The sequence below is a fragment of the Weizmannia sp. FSL W8-0401 genome (assembly GCF_038009125.1).
In the GTDB taxonomy this organism is placed as follows: Bacteria; Bacillota; Bacilli; order Bacillales; family Bacillaceae_C; genus Weizmannia; species Weizmannia coagulans.
Genome location: NZ_JBBPAG010000001.1, coordinates 128,355 through 143,864, shown reverse-complemented (window position 1 = coordinate 143,864; position 15,510 = coordinate 128,355). Strand labels below are relative to the sequence as shown.

12 protein-coding genes and 1 other annotated feature are annotated in these 15,510 nt (G+C 48.2%); all 12 genes read right to left on the bottom strand.

Annotated elements, in window-relative coordinates; genetic code table 11:
- Nucleotides 1-23 precede the first annotated feature (23 nt).
- Nucleotides 24-653, bottom strand: coding sequence for a 50S ribosomal protein L3 (gene rplC / locus NSU00_RS00710; protein WP_013858079.1), 630 nt, complete (start codon nt 651-653; stop codon nt 24-26).
- Between the two features lie 40 nt (nt 654-693).
- The gene (rpsJ, locus tag NSU00_RS00705; RefSeq protein ID WP_013858078.1) at nt 694-1,002 is read right to left on the bottom strand and encodes a 30S ribosomal protein S10; all 309 of its coding nucleotides are present in this window, start codon (nt 1,000-1,002) and stop codon (nt 694-696) included.
- A 319-nt stretch (nt 1,003-1,321) separates the two neighbouring features.
- Entirely contained in the window at nt 1,322-2,509 is a 1,188-nt protein-coding gene (gene tuf, locus NSU00_RS00700) for an elongation factor Tu (protein WP_013858077.1), read from the bottom strand.
- Nucleotides 2,510-2,633: 124 nt separating this feature from the next.
- A complete protein-coding gene (fusA, locus tag NSU00_RS00695) occupies nt 2,634-4,712 on the bottom strand; it encodes an elongation factor G (protein ID WP_340702167.1) in 2,079 nt (692 codons plus the stop codon).
- Nucleotides 4,713-4,761: 49 nt separating this feature from the next.
- Nucleotides 4,762-5,232, bottom strand: coding sequence for a 30S ribosomal protein S7 (rpsG, locus tag NSU00_RS00690; RefSeq protein WP_017554003.1), 471 nt, complete (start codon nt 5,230-5,232; stop codon nt 4,762-4,764).
- Nucleotides 5,233-5,268: 36 nt separating this feature from the next.
- A complete protein-coding gene (rpsL, locus tag NSU00_RS00685) occupies nt 5,269-5,688 on the bottom strand; it encodes a 30S ribosomal protein S12 (protein ID WP_017551222.1) in 420 nt (139 codons plus the stop codon).
- Between the two features lie 96 nt (nt 5,689-5,784).
- Nucleotides 5,785-6,033: a 50S ribosomal protein L7ae-like protein gene (locus NSU00_RS00680; protein ID WP_013858072.1), complete on the bottom strand. Its 249-nt coding sequence runs from the start codon at nt 6,031-6,033 to the stop codon at nt 5,785-5,787.
- Nucleotides 6,034-6,194: 161 nt separating this feature from the next.
- Nucleotides 6,195-9,788: a DNA-directed RNA polymerase subunit beta' gene (rpoC, locus tag NSU00_RS00675; protein ID WP_013858071.1), complete on the bottom strand. Its 3,594-nt coding sequence runs from the start codon at nt 9,786-9,788 to the stop codon at nt 6,195-6,197.
- Between the two features lie 132 nt (nt 9,789-9,920).
- A complete protein-coding gene (gene rpoB / locus NSU00_RS00670) occupies nt 9,921-13,481 on the bottom strand; it encodes a DNA-directed RNA polymerase subunit beta (RefSeq protein WP_017551225.1) in 3,561 nt (1,186 codons plus the stop codon).
- Nucleotides 13,482-13,717: 236 nt separating this feature from the next.
- Nucleotides 13,718-14,320 carry a class I SAM-dependent methyltransferase gene (locus NSU00_RS00665; RefSeq protein WP_118498370.1) on the bottom strand — a complete coding sequence of 201 codons (603 nt, stop codon included), beginning with the start codon at nt 14,318-14,320 and terminating at the stop codon, nt 13,718-13,720.
- 88 nt (nt 14,321-14,408) lie between these two features.
- Nucleotides 14,409-14,774, bottom strand: coding sequence for a 50S ribosomal protein L7/L12 (gene rplL, locus NSU00_RS00660; RefSeq protein ID WP_017551227.1), 366 nt, complete (start codon nt 14,772-14,774; stop codon nt 14,409-14,411).
- A gap of 47 nt (nt 14,775-14,821) precedes the next feature.
- Nucleotides 14,822-15,322 carry a 50S ribosomal protein L10 gene (rplJ, locus tag NSU00_RS00655; protein WP_013858067.1) on the bottom strand — a complete coding sequence of 167 codons (501 nt, stop codon included), beginning with the start codon at nt 15,320-15,322 and terminating at the stop codon, nt 14,822-14,824.
- 35 nt (nt 15,323-15,357) lie between these two features.
- Nucleotides 15,358-15,504: a sequence feature (ribosomal protein L10 leader region), on the bottom strand.
- Between the last annotated feature and the right edge of the window lie 6 nt (nt 15,505-15,510).

The following is a 15,510-nucleotide window of genomic DNA, read 5'->3' as shown; positions in this document are numbered from 1 at the left end:
CCTGTTTCCTCCTTTCTTTGCAATTATTTTGCTTTTACAGCTGCTTTAACTGTAACCAAAGCTTTTCTCGGACCAGGAACGTTACCTTTAATCAAAAGCAGATTGCGTTCTGCATCCACTTTGACGATTTGCAGATTTTGAACGGTAACCCGTTCTCCCCCCATGCGTCCAGGGAGTGCTTTTTGTTTAAAGACGCGGTTTGGCGCAATCGGGCCCATTGAACCCGGACGGCGGTGGTAACGCGAACCGTGAGCCATAGGGCCGCGGGATTGTCCGTGGCGTTTAATGACGCCTTGGAATCCTTTCCCTTTTGTAATGCCGGTAACATCTACAATGTCACCTTCTGCAAAAATATCTACTTTGACTTCTTGACCAACTTCAAAATCACTTGTGTTTACGCCGCTGAATTCGCGGATGAAGCGCTTAGGTGCCGTATTGGCTTTCGAAACATGACCCTTTTCCGGTTTGTTTGCCAGGCGTTCCGGTTTGTCTGCAAATCCGAGCTGAATCGCTTCATAACCGTCCGTTTCAACTGTTTTCTTTTGCAGCACAACGTTTGGTGTTGCTTCAATTACAGTGACAGGAATAAGATCGCCGTTCTCGGCAAAAACTTGGGTCATACCGATTTTTCTTCCTAAGATTCCTTTGGTCATCAGTCACACCTCCTGTTAAATATGTCATGTTTTTTTATCATTAAAGTTTAATTTCAATGTCAACGCCGGATGGCAGATCCAACCGCATCAGCGAATCAACCGTTTGCGGGGTCGGATTTACGATATCAATCAAACGTTTGTGTGTACGCATTTCAAATTGTTCACGAGAATCTTTGTACTTGTGGACAGCACGCAGAATGGTGTAAACGGATTTCTCAGTCGGAAGCGGAATCGGACCGGAGACGTTTGCACCTGATCGTTTTGCTGTTTCTACAATTTTTTCTGCAGACTGATCCAGAATTCTGTGATCGTATGCTTTTAAACGAATGCGAATTTTTTGTTTTGCCATTATTTTCCCTCCTTTATCGCCTATTTGCTAATAGACATTCTCCATGGAAATTTTCCTGGCCCACGCGCCATGGCAAAGCGGCCGGGTGTGCCAGCAACCTCCCACTTCATCGCAGTCAAAGACCAACATCAAACATTATACACAAAAGCCGGGTGTAATGCAACATAAACTTTGATATGCTGCTGATTTCAGTGACTTTTTATTATACAGGCCCTGTGGCGCAACATCAAGTTTTGGAAAACGTTGCTGCAACCCGGGCGCGTAAGCATGGAAAAAGCCCGGCCGGGATGACCTGGCCGGGCTTTTTTTAAATAGCCGATTAAGCTTCGATGGAAGAAACAGAACCGGCGCCAACTGTACGGCCGCCTTCACGGATCGAGAATTTTGTTCCTTCTTCGATCGCGATCGGGGCAATCAATTCAACGCTCATTTCAACGTTATCACCAGGCATAACCATTTCAACGCCTTCTGGCAGAGTAATAATGCCGGTTACGTCCGTTGTACGGAAGTAGAATTGCGGACGGTAGTTAGAGAAGAAAGGAGTGTGGCGTCCACCTTCTTCTTTCGTTAATACATAAACTTGTGCTTTAAATTTGGTATGCGGTGTAATAGAACCCGGTTTCGCCAAAACTTGGCCGCGTTGGACTTCTTCACGTGCAATACCGCGGAGAAGTGCACCGATGTTGTCGCCAGCTTCAGCATAGTCAAGAATTTTACGGAACATTTCAACGCCGGTAACCGTTGTTTGTTTTGGTTTGTCGCTCAAACCTACGATTTCAACAACGTCGCCGACTTTCAATTGCCCGCGTTCTACACGGCCGGTTGCAACTGTACCACGGCCGGTAATGGAAAATACGTCTTCAACTGGCATCATGAACGGTTTATCCGTGTCACGTTGCGGAGTCGGGATGTATTCGTCAACAGCATCCATCAATTCAAGGATTTTTGCTTCGTATTCAGGGTCGCCTTCAAGAGCTTTCAAAGCAGAACCTTTGATAACCGGCACTTCATCGCCAGGGAAGTCGTATTCGGAAAGAAGATCACGAACTTCCATTTCAACAAGTTCAAGCAATTCTTCGTCGTCCACCATGTCGCATTTGTTCAGGAACACAACGATATAAGGCACGCCAACTTGGCGGGACAAAAGGATGTGTTCGCGCGTTTGCGGCATTGGGCCGTCAGCAGCGGATACAACCAGGATCGCGCCGTCCATTTGGGCAGCACCAGTAATCATGTTTTTCACATAGTCAGCGTGTCCAGGGCAGTCAACATGTGCGTAGTGGCGTTTTTCCGTTTCATATTCAACGTGCGCAGTGTTGATGGTAATACCGCGTTCGCGTTCTTCCGGAGCACCGTCAATTTGGTCATATGCTCTTGCTTCAGCTTTCCCTTGTTTTGCAAGAACAGCAGTAATTGCAGCAGTCAAAGTCGTTTTACCATGGTCAACGTGACCGATTGTTCCAATGTTACAGTGTTCTTTAGAACGGTCAAATTTTTGTTTAGCCATCAGGAAATCCTCCTTAATATTTTGGATTGAGTAAGTATATGGATGCTTTAAAGCTGAAAGGACAGCTTTAAAGCGCTTTGAACCAACCTAGTAAAGTTATACTTCATTGAAAGCAATAAATCAATTATTCGCCTTTATTTTTTTTGATGATCTCTTCCGCAATGGACTTCGGCACTTCTTCATAATGATCAAATGTCATCGTAAAGACACCGCGTCCTTGCGTGCTGGATCGGAGTGCTGTAGCATAACCGAACATTTCGGACAACGGAACCATGGCACGGACAACCTGGGCATTTCCGCGTGCTTCCATACCTTCCACACGGCCGCGGCGGGCTGTAACTTGTCCCATGATGTCGCCGAGATATTCTTCCGGAATGACAATTTCCACTTTCATGACAGGTTCAAGCAGGACCGGATCGCATTTGGATGCTGCATTCTTCAATGCAAGGGAGGCAGCCACTTTAAATGCCATTTCACTCGAGTCAACATCGTGGTAAGAACCGTCATACAGTTTTGCCTTAATGTCAACGAGCGGATAGCCGGCAAGTACACCGCGCTGCATGGCATCTTCAAGGCCGGACTGGATCGCCGGAATGTATTCGCGCGGAACGACACCGCCGACAATCGCATTTTCAAACTCAAAGCCTTTTCCTTCTTCGTTTGGTGAAAATTCAATCCAAACATCCCCGTATTGCCCGCGGCCGCCGGATTGGCGTACAAACTTACCTTGGACTTGTGCGGATTTGCGGAATGTTTCACGGTACGCAACTTGCGGCGCACCGATATTGGCTTCAACTTTGAATTCGCGTTTCATGCGGTCAACGATAATGTCGAGGTGAAGCTCACCCATACCTTCGATGATCGTTTGTCCCGTTTCCGGATCCGTATGGGCACGGAAAGTCGGGTCTTCTTCCTGCAGTTTTTGCAGCGCCGTCGTCATTTTATCCTGGTCGGCTTTCGATTTCGGTTCAACCGACAACTGGATAACCGGTTCCGGAAATTCCATCGATTCAAGGATGACCGGATTATTATCGTCGCAAAGCGTATCGCCTGTTGTCGTGTCTTTTAAGCCGACAGCAGCAGCAATATCGCCGGCATAAACCATGTCGATTTCTTTCCGGTGGTTTGCGTGCATCTGCAAAATACGCCCGATGCGTTCGCGTTTGTTCTTTGTCGAGTTTTTGACATAAGAACCAGCGCTTAATGTGCCTGAATAAACACGGAAGAATGTCAGTTTACCAACGAACGGGTCTGTCATGACTTTGAAGGCCAAAGCCGAGAATGGCTCATCATCGCTGGAATGCCTAAATACTTCTTCCCCTGTATCCGGAAGCGTCCCCTTGATGGAAGGAACATCCGTCGGCGCAGGCAGATAGTCAACAACCGCATCCAGCATTAATTGGACACCTTTGTTTTTAAATGCCGAGCCGCACAGTACCGGGAAGAATTCAACATTACAGGTTGCTTTGCGGATGGCAGCTTTCAGTTCTTCTTTTGAAATCTCTTCTCCGCCAAGATATTTTTCCATAATATCTTCATCAACTTCAGCAACTGCTTCAAGCAGTTTTTCATGATATTCTTCCGCCTGATCACGGTACTCATCCGGGATTTCGCGCACTTCAATTTTCGTGCCGAGATCATCGCCGTAGAAAATTGCATTCATTTCAATAAGGTCAATGATCCCTACAAAGTTGTCTTCAGCACCGATCGGCAATTGGACCGGATGTGCATTTGCCTGCAGGCGGTCATGCAGGGTGCTGACAGAATACAAGAAATCGGCCCCGATTTTATCCATCTTATTGACAAATACAATCCGCGGTACACCGTAAGTCGTTGCCTGGCGCCAAACGGTTTCAGTCTGGGGCTCAACGCCGGACTGGGCATCGAGGACAGCAACCGCGCCGTCAAGGACACGAAGGGAGCGTTCAACTTCAACGGTGAAGTCCACGTGTCCCGGGGTGTCAATGATGTTGATACGGTGGTCTTTCCATTGCGCTGTTGTAGCAGCGGAAGTAATCGTAATCCCGCGCTCCTGTTCCTGCTCCATCCAGTCCATTTGAGACGCACCTTCATGCGTTTCGCCGATTTTATGAATACGGCCGGTATAATAAAGGATACGCTCGGTTGTTGTAGTTTTACCGGCATCGATATGCGCCATGATACCGATGTTACGAGTCTTTTCTAAGGAGAACTCTCTTGGCATCTCGTACTTTCTCCTTCCTTAATAGGTGTAATGTAGGAGTATCGGAATATTACCAGCGATAATGCGCAAACGCTCTGTTTGCTTCCGCCATTTTATGCGTATCTTCGCGTTTTTTCACGGCAGCGCCTGTATTGTTGGCCGCATCCATGATTTCGTTCGCCAGCCGTTCTTCCATTGTTTTTTCTCCGCGAAGGCGGGCATAATTGACCAGCCAGCGAAGCCCTAAAGTTGTCCGGCGTTCCGGGCGCACCTCAACCGGCACCTGATAGTTTGCGCCGCCGACACGGCGAGCTTTTACTTCAAGTACAGGCATAATGTTTTTCAATGCCTGGTCAAAAACTTCCATTGGATCTTTGCCAGTGCGTTCACGGATAATATCGAAGGAAGAATACAGGATAGTCTGGGCTTTCCCTCTCTTGCCGTCGATCATCATTTTGTTGATTAAACGTGTGACCAGTTTCGAATTGTAAATCGGATCCGGTAATACGTCGCGTTTTGCGACAGGTCCTTTACGTGGCATAAATGATCCTCCTTTCAAGTATGGTTATCGTTCTTATTATTTCTTTTCTTTCGGTTTTTTCGTCCCGTATTTCGAACGGCCTTGTTTCCGGTTTTCAACACCGGCAGTGTCAAGTGCACCGCGCACGATGTGGTAACGTACACCAGGCAGGTCTTTTACACGTCCGCCACGGATTAAAACAACGCTGTGTTCCTGCAGATTATGGCCGATCCCAGGGATATAAGCCGTTACTTCAATACCGTTTGTTAAACGGACACGGGCATATTTACGGAGCGCCGAGTTCGGTTTCTTCGGAGTCATCGTCCCCACACGGGTACATACACCGCGTTTTTGGGGTGAAGAAAGATCGGTATTGATTTTTTTGAAACTGTTATAGCCTTTATTCAGCGCAGGTGACTTGGATTTCTCGATTTTTGATTTACGAGGTTTGCGCACCAATTGGTTAATAGTAGGCATCTGTTTTTCCTCCCTTCGAACAATTTAAGTCCACACATCCAGGTGGTTCATTTAATGGCAAAAACAAATTTTTGCGGATTCTCCAGCAAAAAGTGTTTAATAAATAAGTGCAACAGCTGCAGCTCCGACTTCAATGCCGCATACTTTTCCGAGTTGTTTTTTCGACTCGGTATACGTAATCGGCACATTGAATTGTTCGGCAACGGAAATGACTTTGCCCGTAATATTCGGATCAGCATCTCTGGCAACGAGCAGTTCATCCACATTTCCGGACTTTATCGCTTTCGCTGTTTGTTTTGTCCCTACAACGATTCTTTTCGCCTGATTTACTTTTTCATAAGACATCGCAATATCCTCCAAAGTATACAGGTATTCATAGGAGCACCTTGAATATATTATCACTTTGAAAATCTAAAGTCAACAGCCCGTGTAAAAAAGGCCATGCTTTTTTTTGCTAAAAAACAGAAAAAGGTGCAGCACCGGTTTTTGCCGGTGCTGCCGCCGCATTATTCAGCCGGCACTTCTTCTTCCTTTTTCACCAGTTCAGGAACCGTTTTGCGGTAGCGGGTCATGCCCGTCCCTGCAGGAACCAGTTTCCCGATAATGACGTTTTCTTTCAAGCCGAGCAGTTCATCGCGTTTCCCCTTGATCGCCGCATCGGTTAATACGCGGGTCGTTTCCTGGAAGGAGGCTGCCGATAAGAACGAATCGGTTTCCAAGGAAGCTTTTGTAATCCCGAGCAGAACAGGGCGGCCTGTTGCAGGGCGGTTGCCTTCCTTGAGCGCCTTTTCATTCGCTTCACCGAACTGATGGATATCAAGCAATGTTCCCGGCAGGACATCCGTGTCGCCGGCATCGAGCACCCTTACTTTTCTCAGCATTTGGCGGACCATCACTTCAATGTGTTTGTCGCCAATTTCCACTCCTTGCATCCGGTAAACTTTCTGTACTTCACGAAGCAAGTATTCCTGTACGGTTGTGACATCCGTGACACGCAACAGGTCTTTCGGGTCAATGGAACCTTCCGTCAGCTCCTGCCCGCGCACGACGTGGTCATCTACCGCCACTTTCAAGCGGGAAGTATAAGGGGCCGTATAGGTGCGCGTTTCGACAGCGCCCTGAACGACAATTTCATATTGGCGGTCGCGCCCTTCGCTGATGGAAGTAACAACGCCTTCCACTTCGGAAATGACAGCCTGGCCTTTCGGGTTCCGGGCTTCAAACAATTCCTGAATACGCGGAAGACCTTGTGTGATGTCATCCCCGGCAACACCGCCTGTATGGAATGTACGCATCGTCAGCTGTGTGCCAGGTTCGCCGATCGATTGGGCGGCAATAATCCCGACTGCTTCGCCGACTTCCACTTCCTGGCCGGTGGCAAGGTTGCGGCCGTAGCATTTTTTACATACGCCATGGCGGGTATTGCAAGTGAAGGCCGAACGGATCCAGACTTTTTCATAGCCGGCATCGACAATTTCCTTCGCGATATCTTCCGTGATAAAGCCGTTTTCCTCAATGATCACTTTGCCTGTTTCAGGATGTTTGATCGTTTTTCTTGAATAACGGCCGGTTAACCGTTCTTCAAGCGATTCAATGATTTCATTGCCTTCTTTCAACGCACTGATCAAAAGCCCGCGGTCTGTGCCGCAGTCGTCTTCACGAATGATGACATCCTGCGCCACATCAACAAGCCGGCGTGTCAGATAACCCGAGTCTGCCGTCTTAAGGGCAGTATCGGCAAGGCCTTTACGGGCACCGTGCGTCGAAATAAAGTACTCTTGCACGGTTAAGCCTTCACGGAAGCTGGACTTAATCGGCAATTCAATAATCCGGCCGGCCGGGTTGGCCATCAAACCGCGCATGCCGGCAAGCTGTGTAAAGTTCGACGCGTTACCCCGGGCCCCCGAGTCACTCATCATAAAAATCGGGTTCCGTTTATCGAGCGATTCCATCAGTTTGCCCTGGATCGTGTCTTTAGCCCCGCTCCAGATCGAAATAACGCGGTCATAGCGTTCGTCTTCGGTAATTAAACCGCGGCGGAACTGTTTCATGACCGTATCGACTTTTTTCTGGGCATCCGAAAGAATTTTTTCCTTCTCGCCTAAAACGACGATATCCGCAACACCAACGGTAATCCCGGCTTTTGTCGAATAATGGAAGCCAAGATCTTTTAAGCGGTCGAGCATTTTGGATGTTTCCGTAATCTTGAACCGTTTGAACACTTCGGCAATGATGCTGCCAAGGAAGCCTTTTACAAACGGGCGGATTAACGGCTGTTCTTTAATATGCGCTTTTACGTCAATCGAAGGATCAACAAAGTATTTATCCGGCGTTTTTTCTTCAAGATTTGTTTTCGTCGGTTCATTAATATATGGGAAGCTCTCCGGCAAAATTTCATTGAAGATCACTTTCCCGACTGTGGTAATCAGCAGCTTCTTGTTTTGCTCTTCCGTGAACGTCGGGTTGTTCAGCGACCCGGCATAAATGGCAATTCTCGTATGGAAATGCACGTAGCCGTTGTAATAAGCCATGTACACTTCATTTACATCTTTGAAGACAGATCCTTCACCGACTGCATCTTCACGTTCAAGCGTTAAGTAGTAGTTGCCAAGTACCATGTCCTGGGACGGGGTAACGACCGGTTTCCCGTCTTTCGGATTCAAAATATTTTGTGCGGCAAGCATCAACATGCGCGCTTCCGCCTGTGCCTCAGCGGATAACGGAACGTGGACCGCCATTTGGTCGCCGTCAAAGTCCGCGTTGTAAGCCGTACATACGAGCGGATGGAGACGGATCGCACGGCCTTCCACAAGCGTCGGTTCAAACGCCTGGATCCCGAGCCTGTGCAAAGTAGGCGCACGGTTCAACAGGACAGGGTGTTCTTTAATGACTTCTTCAAGGACATCCCAAATTTCAGGCTGCAAACGTTCAATTTTCCGTTTTGCGCTTTTAATATTATGGGCGAGGCCCTTTTCAACCAGTTCTTTCATCACGAACGGCTTGAACAGTTCAATCGCCATTTCGCGCGGCAGGCCGCATTGGTACATTTTCAGGTTCGGGCCGACAACAATAACGGAACGGCCGGAATAGTCAACCCGCTTCCCGAGCAGGTTTTGGCGGAAACGGCCCTGTTTCCCCTTCAGCATATGGGAAAGCGATTTTAACGGGCGGTTCCCCGGGCCGGTTACCGGACGTCCGCGGCGGCCGTTGTCAATCAGAGCGTCAACGGCTTCCTGCAGCATCCGTTTTTCATTTTGGACAATGATGCTTGGTGCGCCAAGATCAAGCAGGCGTTTCAGGCGGTTGTTCCGGTTGATCACACGGCGGTACAAATCATTTAAGTCGGATGTTGCAAAGCGGCCGCCTTCCAGTTGTACCATTGGCCGCAGTTCGGGCGGAATGACCGGGAGAACATCCAGCACCATCCATTCCGGTTTATTGCCGGAATTACGGAAAGCTTCCAGTACTTCAAGGCGTTTGATGGCGCGTGTACGGCGCTGCCCCTGGGCAACTTTCAGCTCTTCTTTCAGCATTTCGCATTCTTTGTTGACATCTACATCTTGCAGCAGCTTTTTAATGGCTTCCGCGCCCATGCCTGCCTGGAATTTGTTGCCGTATTTTTCACGGTAGGCACGGTATTCTTTTTCGGAAAGAAGCTGTTTCTTTTCCAAAGAAGTGTCGCCTGCTTCCGTTACGACGTAAGATGCGAAGTAAATGACTTCTTCCAGGGCGCGCGGGGACATGTCAAGCACAAGGCCCATGCGGCTTGGAATCCCTTTGAAGTACCAAATATGCGAAACAGGGGCGGCAAGTTCAATATGCCCCATTCTTTCCCGGCGCACTTTTGATCTTGTTACTTCCACGCCGCAGCGGTCGCAAACCACGCCTTTGTAACGAACGCGTTTATATTTCCCGCAATGGCATTCCCAATCTTTCGTCGGCCCGAAAATCCGTTCGCAAAAAAGCCCGTCTTTTTCAGGTTTTAACGTCCGGTAGTTGATTGTTTCCGGTTTTTTTACTTCACCGTATGACCAGGATCGGATTTTATCCGGTGAAGCAAGACCGATTTTCATGTACTCAAAATTATTTACATCCAGCAAGGGGCCAGCCTCCCTTTCGTCTTTAGGTTCGTACCTTAAAACACACGCAGAAGAAACAGAAACAGAAGCCGGATTGTACGAATGCATACAATCCGGGCAAAAGCCTCTGTTTGTTCCAAGCAACATAAACGATTAGTCTTTGGATGCCCCGATTCCTTCCGGTTCTTCTTTTGTCTCGGGCGCAATATTCAGCGTATCGGCCTGATTCAGGTCATCGTCGTCTTCGAGATCGCGCATTTCAATTTCCTCGTCGTCGCCGGAAAGAATCTTCACGTCCAGTCCCAAACTTTGAAGTTCTTTGATCAGCACTTTGAACGATTCCGGGACACCCGGTTCAGGGACATTTTCCCCTTTGACGATCGCTTCATAAGTTTTCACACGGCCGACAACATCGTCCGATTTAACAGTCAGGATTTCCTGGAGCGTATAGGCTGCGCCGTAGGCTTCAAGCGCCCATACTTCCATTTCGCCAAACCTTTGGCCGCCAAACTGTGCTTTACCGCCAAGCGGCTGCTGGGTGACAAGCGAGTAAGGGCCTGTTGAGCGGGCATGCAGTTTATCATCAACCATGTGGGCGAGCTTGATCATATACATAATCCCGACAGATACACGGTTGTCGAAAGGTTCACCGGTGCGGCCGTCATAAAGGACCGTTTTTGCATCGCGCGCCATGCCGGCTTCTTCAATCGTTTCCCATACATCTTCTTCACGTGCACCGTCGAATACAGGCGTCGCGACGTGAAGGCCGAGTTTTTTGGCCGCCATGCCGAGGTGGAGTTCAAGCACCTGCCCGATATTCATCCGGGAAGGCACGCCAAGCGGGTTCAACATGATCTGGACAGGTGTGCCATCCGGGAGGAAAGGCATATCTTCTTCCGGAAGAATCCGGGAGATAACCCCTTTGTTCCCGTGGCGCCCGGCCATTTTGTCGCCCTGGTGGATTTTCCGTTTCTGTACAATATAGACGCGGACAAGCTGGTTCACGCCAGGCGGAAGTTCATCCCCGGCTTCACGTGTAAACACTTTGACATCGAGCACGATGCCGCCGCCGCCGTGCGGAACGCGGAGTGATGTATCCCTGACTTCGCGCGCTTTTTCACCGAAAATCGCATGGAGCAGACGTTCTTCCGCCGTTAATTCCGTAACGCCTTTCGGGGTGACTTTTCCGACAAGCAAATCGCCGTCTTTTACTTCGGCACCAATCCGGATAATCCCGCGTTCGTCAAGGTTTTTCAAAGCATCTTCCCCGACGTTCGGGATATCACGGGTCATTTCTTCCGGCCCGAGCTTTGTATCGCGTGCTTCAGATTCGTATTCTTCAATATGGATAGAAGTATACACATCTTCTTTTACAAGTTTTTCACTCATAATAATGGCATCTTCATAGTTGTAACCTTCCCATGTCATAAAGGCAACGAGCACGTTCTGGCCAAGGGCAAGTTCACCTTGGTCCATTGACTGGCCGTCCGCTAAAATTTCGCCTTTTACCACACGGTCGCCTTTTTTCACAATCGGGCGCTGGTTGATGCACATGCCATTGTTGGAACGTTTGAATTTTTGCAGGCGGTATTTGTCAAGGTCGCCCTTTACTTCCTGTCCGTCGACATCGATCACACGGCGCACCCAGATTTCCCGGGCTTCCACATGTTCAACAATGCCGTCATATTTGCAGATGAGTGCCGCGCCGGAATCCTTCGCATTGACATATTCCATCCCGGTGCCGACAATCGGCGCTTGCGGCTTCATAAGCGGAACCGCCTGGCGCTGCATGTTTGCACCCATCAGCGCACGGTTCGAGTCGTCGTTTTCAAGGAACGGAATACATGCCGTTGCAGCCGATACAACCTGCTTCGGCGAAACGTCCATATAATCAACGCGGTCTGTTTTTACAACAATGTTTTCACCGCGGAAACGCGCATATACTTCATCGTCAACGAAAAAGCCGTTTTCATCCAGCTGCGCGTTCGCCTGTGCGACGACGTAATTGTCTTCTTCATCAGCCGTTAAATAATCAATATGCTCCGTAACACGCCCTGTATCCGGATCAACCCTGCGGTAAGGCGTTTCGATAAAACCGAAACGGTTTACTTTTGCATACGTTGATAAAGAGTTGATCAACCCGATGTTCGGGCCTTCAGGCGTTTCAATCGGGCACATGCGGCCGTAGTGGGAATAGTGCACGTCACGCACTTCCATCCCGGCGCGCTCACGGGTCAAACCGCCCGGGCCGAGCGCCGACAACCGGCGTTTATGGGTCAGTTCCGCAAGCGGGTTTGTCTGGTCCATAAACTGGGACAGCTGTGAACTGCCGAAAAACTCCTTAATGGCCGCAATGACCGGACGGATATTGATCAGCTGCTGCGGCGTAATGGTGTTAATGTCCTGGATCGACATTCTTTCACGGACAACGCGTTCCATCCGGGAAAGGCCGATGCGGAACTGGTTTTGCAGCAATTCGCCGACAGACCGTAAACGGCGGTTGCCGAGGTGGTCGATATCATCCGTATTGCCGACGCCATGCAGCAAATTAAAGAAGTAGCTGATGGAAGCCACAATATCCGCAGGTGTAATATGTTTAATGCTTTCATCAACATAAGCATTTCCGATTACATTGATCACTTTTTCGTTATCGTCAATCGGGGCATAAATTTTGATGGACTGCAATGTGATATCATCATCAACAACGCCGCCAGCCTGGCTGTACGTTTCAAACTTCAGGCCTTTTTCGAGAAAAGGCACAATTTTATCAAGCGTACGCCGGTCTAAAACGGTTCCTTCCTCCGCGATGATTTCACCGGTTTCAGGGTCTGCGATCGATTCAGCCAGCCGTTGCCCGAACAGGCGGAATTTCAGGTGAAGCTTTTTATTCATTTTGTAACGCCCGACATTGGCCAGATCATAGCGTTTCGGGTCAAAGAAACGCGAAATCAGCAGGCTTTTTGCATTTTCAACGGTCGGGGGTTCGCCCGGACGGAGGCGTTCATATATTTCAAGAAGCGCTTTTTCCGTGCTTTCGGTATTATCTTTTTCAAGCGTATTTCTTAAGTACTCATTATCGCCGATCAGATCAATAATTTCCTGGTCGGAGCCGAAGCCGAGCGCCCTGAGGAGAACGGTAATCGGCAGTTTTCTTGTGCGGTCGATGCGGACATAAGCCACATCTTTCGCATCTGTTTCATATTCAAGCCAGGCGCCGCGGTTCGGAATTACCGTTGCGGTGTAGCCGTATTTCCCGTTTTTGTCCATTTTGCTGTTAAAATAAACACTAGGGGAACGGACAAGCTGGGATACAATAACACGTTCCGCGCCATTAATGATGAAAGTCCCCGTTTCGGTCATTAACGGGAAATCGCCCATGAATACGTCCTGGTCTTTTACTTCACCGGTTTCCTTATTGACAAGGCGCACCTTTACACGAAGCGGAGCAGCGTACGTTACGTCGCGCTCTTTGCATTCGTCGATGGAATATTTCGGTTCGCCGAGGCTGTAGTCAATAAACTCCAGCGACAGGTTTCCGGCAAAATCCTCGATCGGAGAGATGTCCTGGAACATTTCACGCAAACCTTCGTCAAGGAACCATTGGTAAGATGCGGTTTGGATTTCGATAAGGTTTGGCAGCTCTAAAATTTCTTTGATGCGCGCGTAACTTCTGCGCTGGCGGTGCCGTCCATACTGAACTAGTTGATGTGACAACTGATTCACCCCTCAAATCAAGCGTTTTGTTTGCATCTTTCGTCAAACAACAATAAAGCTAAGGCAAAAAGAAAAAGGGTTTTTTATGAAAAAACCACATATCGCATGACGAGCTTATGATTTTATAAGTATTTTCCAATTCATCCAAAATATATACTTGACAAGTATAGCTTAGATTGCATAAAGAACCTTAATCTATTGGCATTTTATGATTTTAACATATATGAAATCGGGAGTCAAATTTTTTTGGCTTTAAAAACAAAATATCCTTTTTCTTTTCCAACACAATTTACCTCATCAAATATGCTTTCTAATTTTTTCCTGGCAGAAGGGGCTCCCTGCTTTTTCCGGATGACCACCCAAAGTTCGCCGTTGTTTGCGAGATATTGGTAACTTTCTTCAAAAATCCGGTGCACAATCTGCTTTCCGGCGCGGATCGGGGGATTTGTGGCAATCAAGGCAAACGGGCCGCTTTTCACATTTTCAAAAAGATTGCTTTCGTATATGGAAACATTTGAAATATGGTTCCGGGCAGCATTTTTCTTTGCCAGCTCGACCGCTCTTGTATTAATATCCGCCATATGCACATGGCGGCCGGGAAAAGATTTTGCAAGCGCGAGGCCGATCGGTCCGTAACCGCAACCCATATCAAGGACCGGCCCTTCCGTTTCGGGCATGGCCACAAGATCGAGCAAAACGCGGGAGCCGAAGTCGACTTCTTTTTTTGAAAAAACCCCTTGGTCTGTTTGAAAATGAAAGGCATGCCCTCTCAATGTAAAGGTGAAATCTATCGGTTGATGCTTTGCTTCTGGGTTTTGCGAGTAGTAATGTTCAGTCATGAAAAGTCCCACTCTTTCTTGGAGGATTCAGGAAGAAGAGATGTTGAAAAAAGCCCGCCAAATGCGGGCTTTTTCTTTAAAAAGGGCCTTACTTCACTTCTACGCCGGCTCCAACTTCTTCAAGTTTCGCTTTAATTTCTTCGGCTTCTTCTTTCGCTACGCCTTCTTTAAGCGGTTTTGGAGCATTGTCAACAAGTTCTTTTGCTTCTTTAAGGCCAAGACCTGTGATTTCGCGGACAACTTTGATGACTTTGATTTTTTGTGCGCCGGCTTCAGTCAGCACAACATCAAATTCCGTTTTTTCTGCAGCAGCTTCCCCGCCTGCAGCGCCGCCAGCAACAGCAACCGGTGCAGCAGCGGTTACGCCGAATTCTTCTTCAATGGCTTTCACAAGATCGTTCAATTCAAGCACTGTCATTTCTTTGACAGCAGAGATGATTTCTTCTTTCGTCATTTTCATATCCTCCTACAAGATATTTTTTAAAGTATATTCCGTAAAACTTATGCGCTTTGTTCTTCTTTTTGATCTGCGACTGCTTTTGCAGCAAGAGCAAAGTTGCGGATTGGCGCCTGCAGTACGCTGAGAAGCATGGAAAGCAGGCCTTCGCGTGAAGGAAGCGTTGCGAGTGCTTTGATTTCATCAACGGTTGCAACATTGCCTTCAATGACACCTGCTTTGATTTCCAAAGCTTCGTGGTCTTTTGCGAAATCATTAAGGATTCTCGCAGGCGCAACCACGTCTTCCGTACTGAATGCGATCGCATTCGGGCCGGTCAGCGCGCTGTTCAATCCGTCCATCCCGGCTGCTTCTACAGCACGGCGCGTCATCGTGTTTTTATACACTTTAAATTCAACGCCCGCTTCGCGCAGCTGTTTACGCAGCTCAGTTACTTCAGCCACGTTTAAACCGCGGTAATCGACAACCACAACGGCTGTACTTGATTTGAATTTATCGGTGATTTCATCCACCAGTTGTTTCTTTTGTTCAATTGCACTGCCCATCTTGACACCTCCTACAGATATTCTTGATGAACATTTATACCAAAACAAAACCTCCATATCCCGAGACATGGAGGTTTCATGCATGCGGAGGCCTTAAGGCGCCCCCGGATTTATACGCATTACCTCGGCAGGAAATTAAGCCCTCCGGCACCTGCTGTCTACGGTACAAATGTTTACTTTTTAAAACC

Coding starts and splice junctions, on each gene's coding strand:
- rplC (WP_013858079.1), bottom strand. CDS start 653: ATGACCAAAGGAATCTTAGGAAGAAAAATCGGTATGACCCAAGTTTTT.
- rpsJ (WP_013858078.1), bottom strand. CDS start 1,002: ATGGCAAAACAAAAAATTCGCATTCGTTTAAAAGCATACGATCACAGA.
- tuf (WP_013858077.1), bottom strand. CDS start 2,509: ATGGCTAAACAAAAATTTGACCGTTCTAAAGAACACTGTAACATTGGA.
- fusA (WP_340702167.1), bottom strand. CDS start 4,712: ATGCCAAGAGAGTTCTCCTTAGAAAAGACTCGTAACATCGGTATCATG.
- rpsG (WP_017554003.1), bottom strand. CDS start 5,232: ATGCCACGTAAAGGACCTGTCGCAAAACGCGACGTATTACCGGATCCG.
- rpsL (WP_017551222.1), bottom strand. CDS start 5,688: ATGCCTACTATTAACCAATTGGTGCGCAAACCTCGTAAATCAAAAATC.
- NSU00_RS00680 (WP_013858072.1), bottom strand. CDS start 6,033: ATGTCTTATGAAAAAGTAAATCAGGCGAAAAGAATCGTTGTAGGGACA.
- NSU00_RS00665 (WP_118498370.1), bottom strand. CDS start 14,320: ATGACTGAACATTACTACTCGCAAAACCCAGAAGCAAAGCATCAACCG.
- rplL (WP_017551227.1), bottom strand. CDS start 14,774: ATGACGAAAGAAGAAATCATCTCTGCTGTCAAAGAAATGACAGTGCTT.
- rplJ (WP_013858067.1), bottom strand. CDS start 15,322: ATGGGCAGTGCAATTGAACAAAAGAAACAACTGGTGGATGAAATCACC.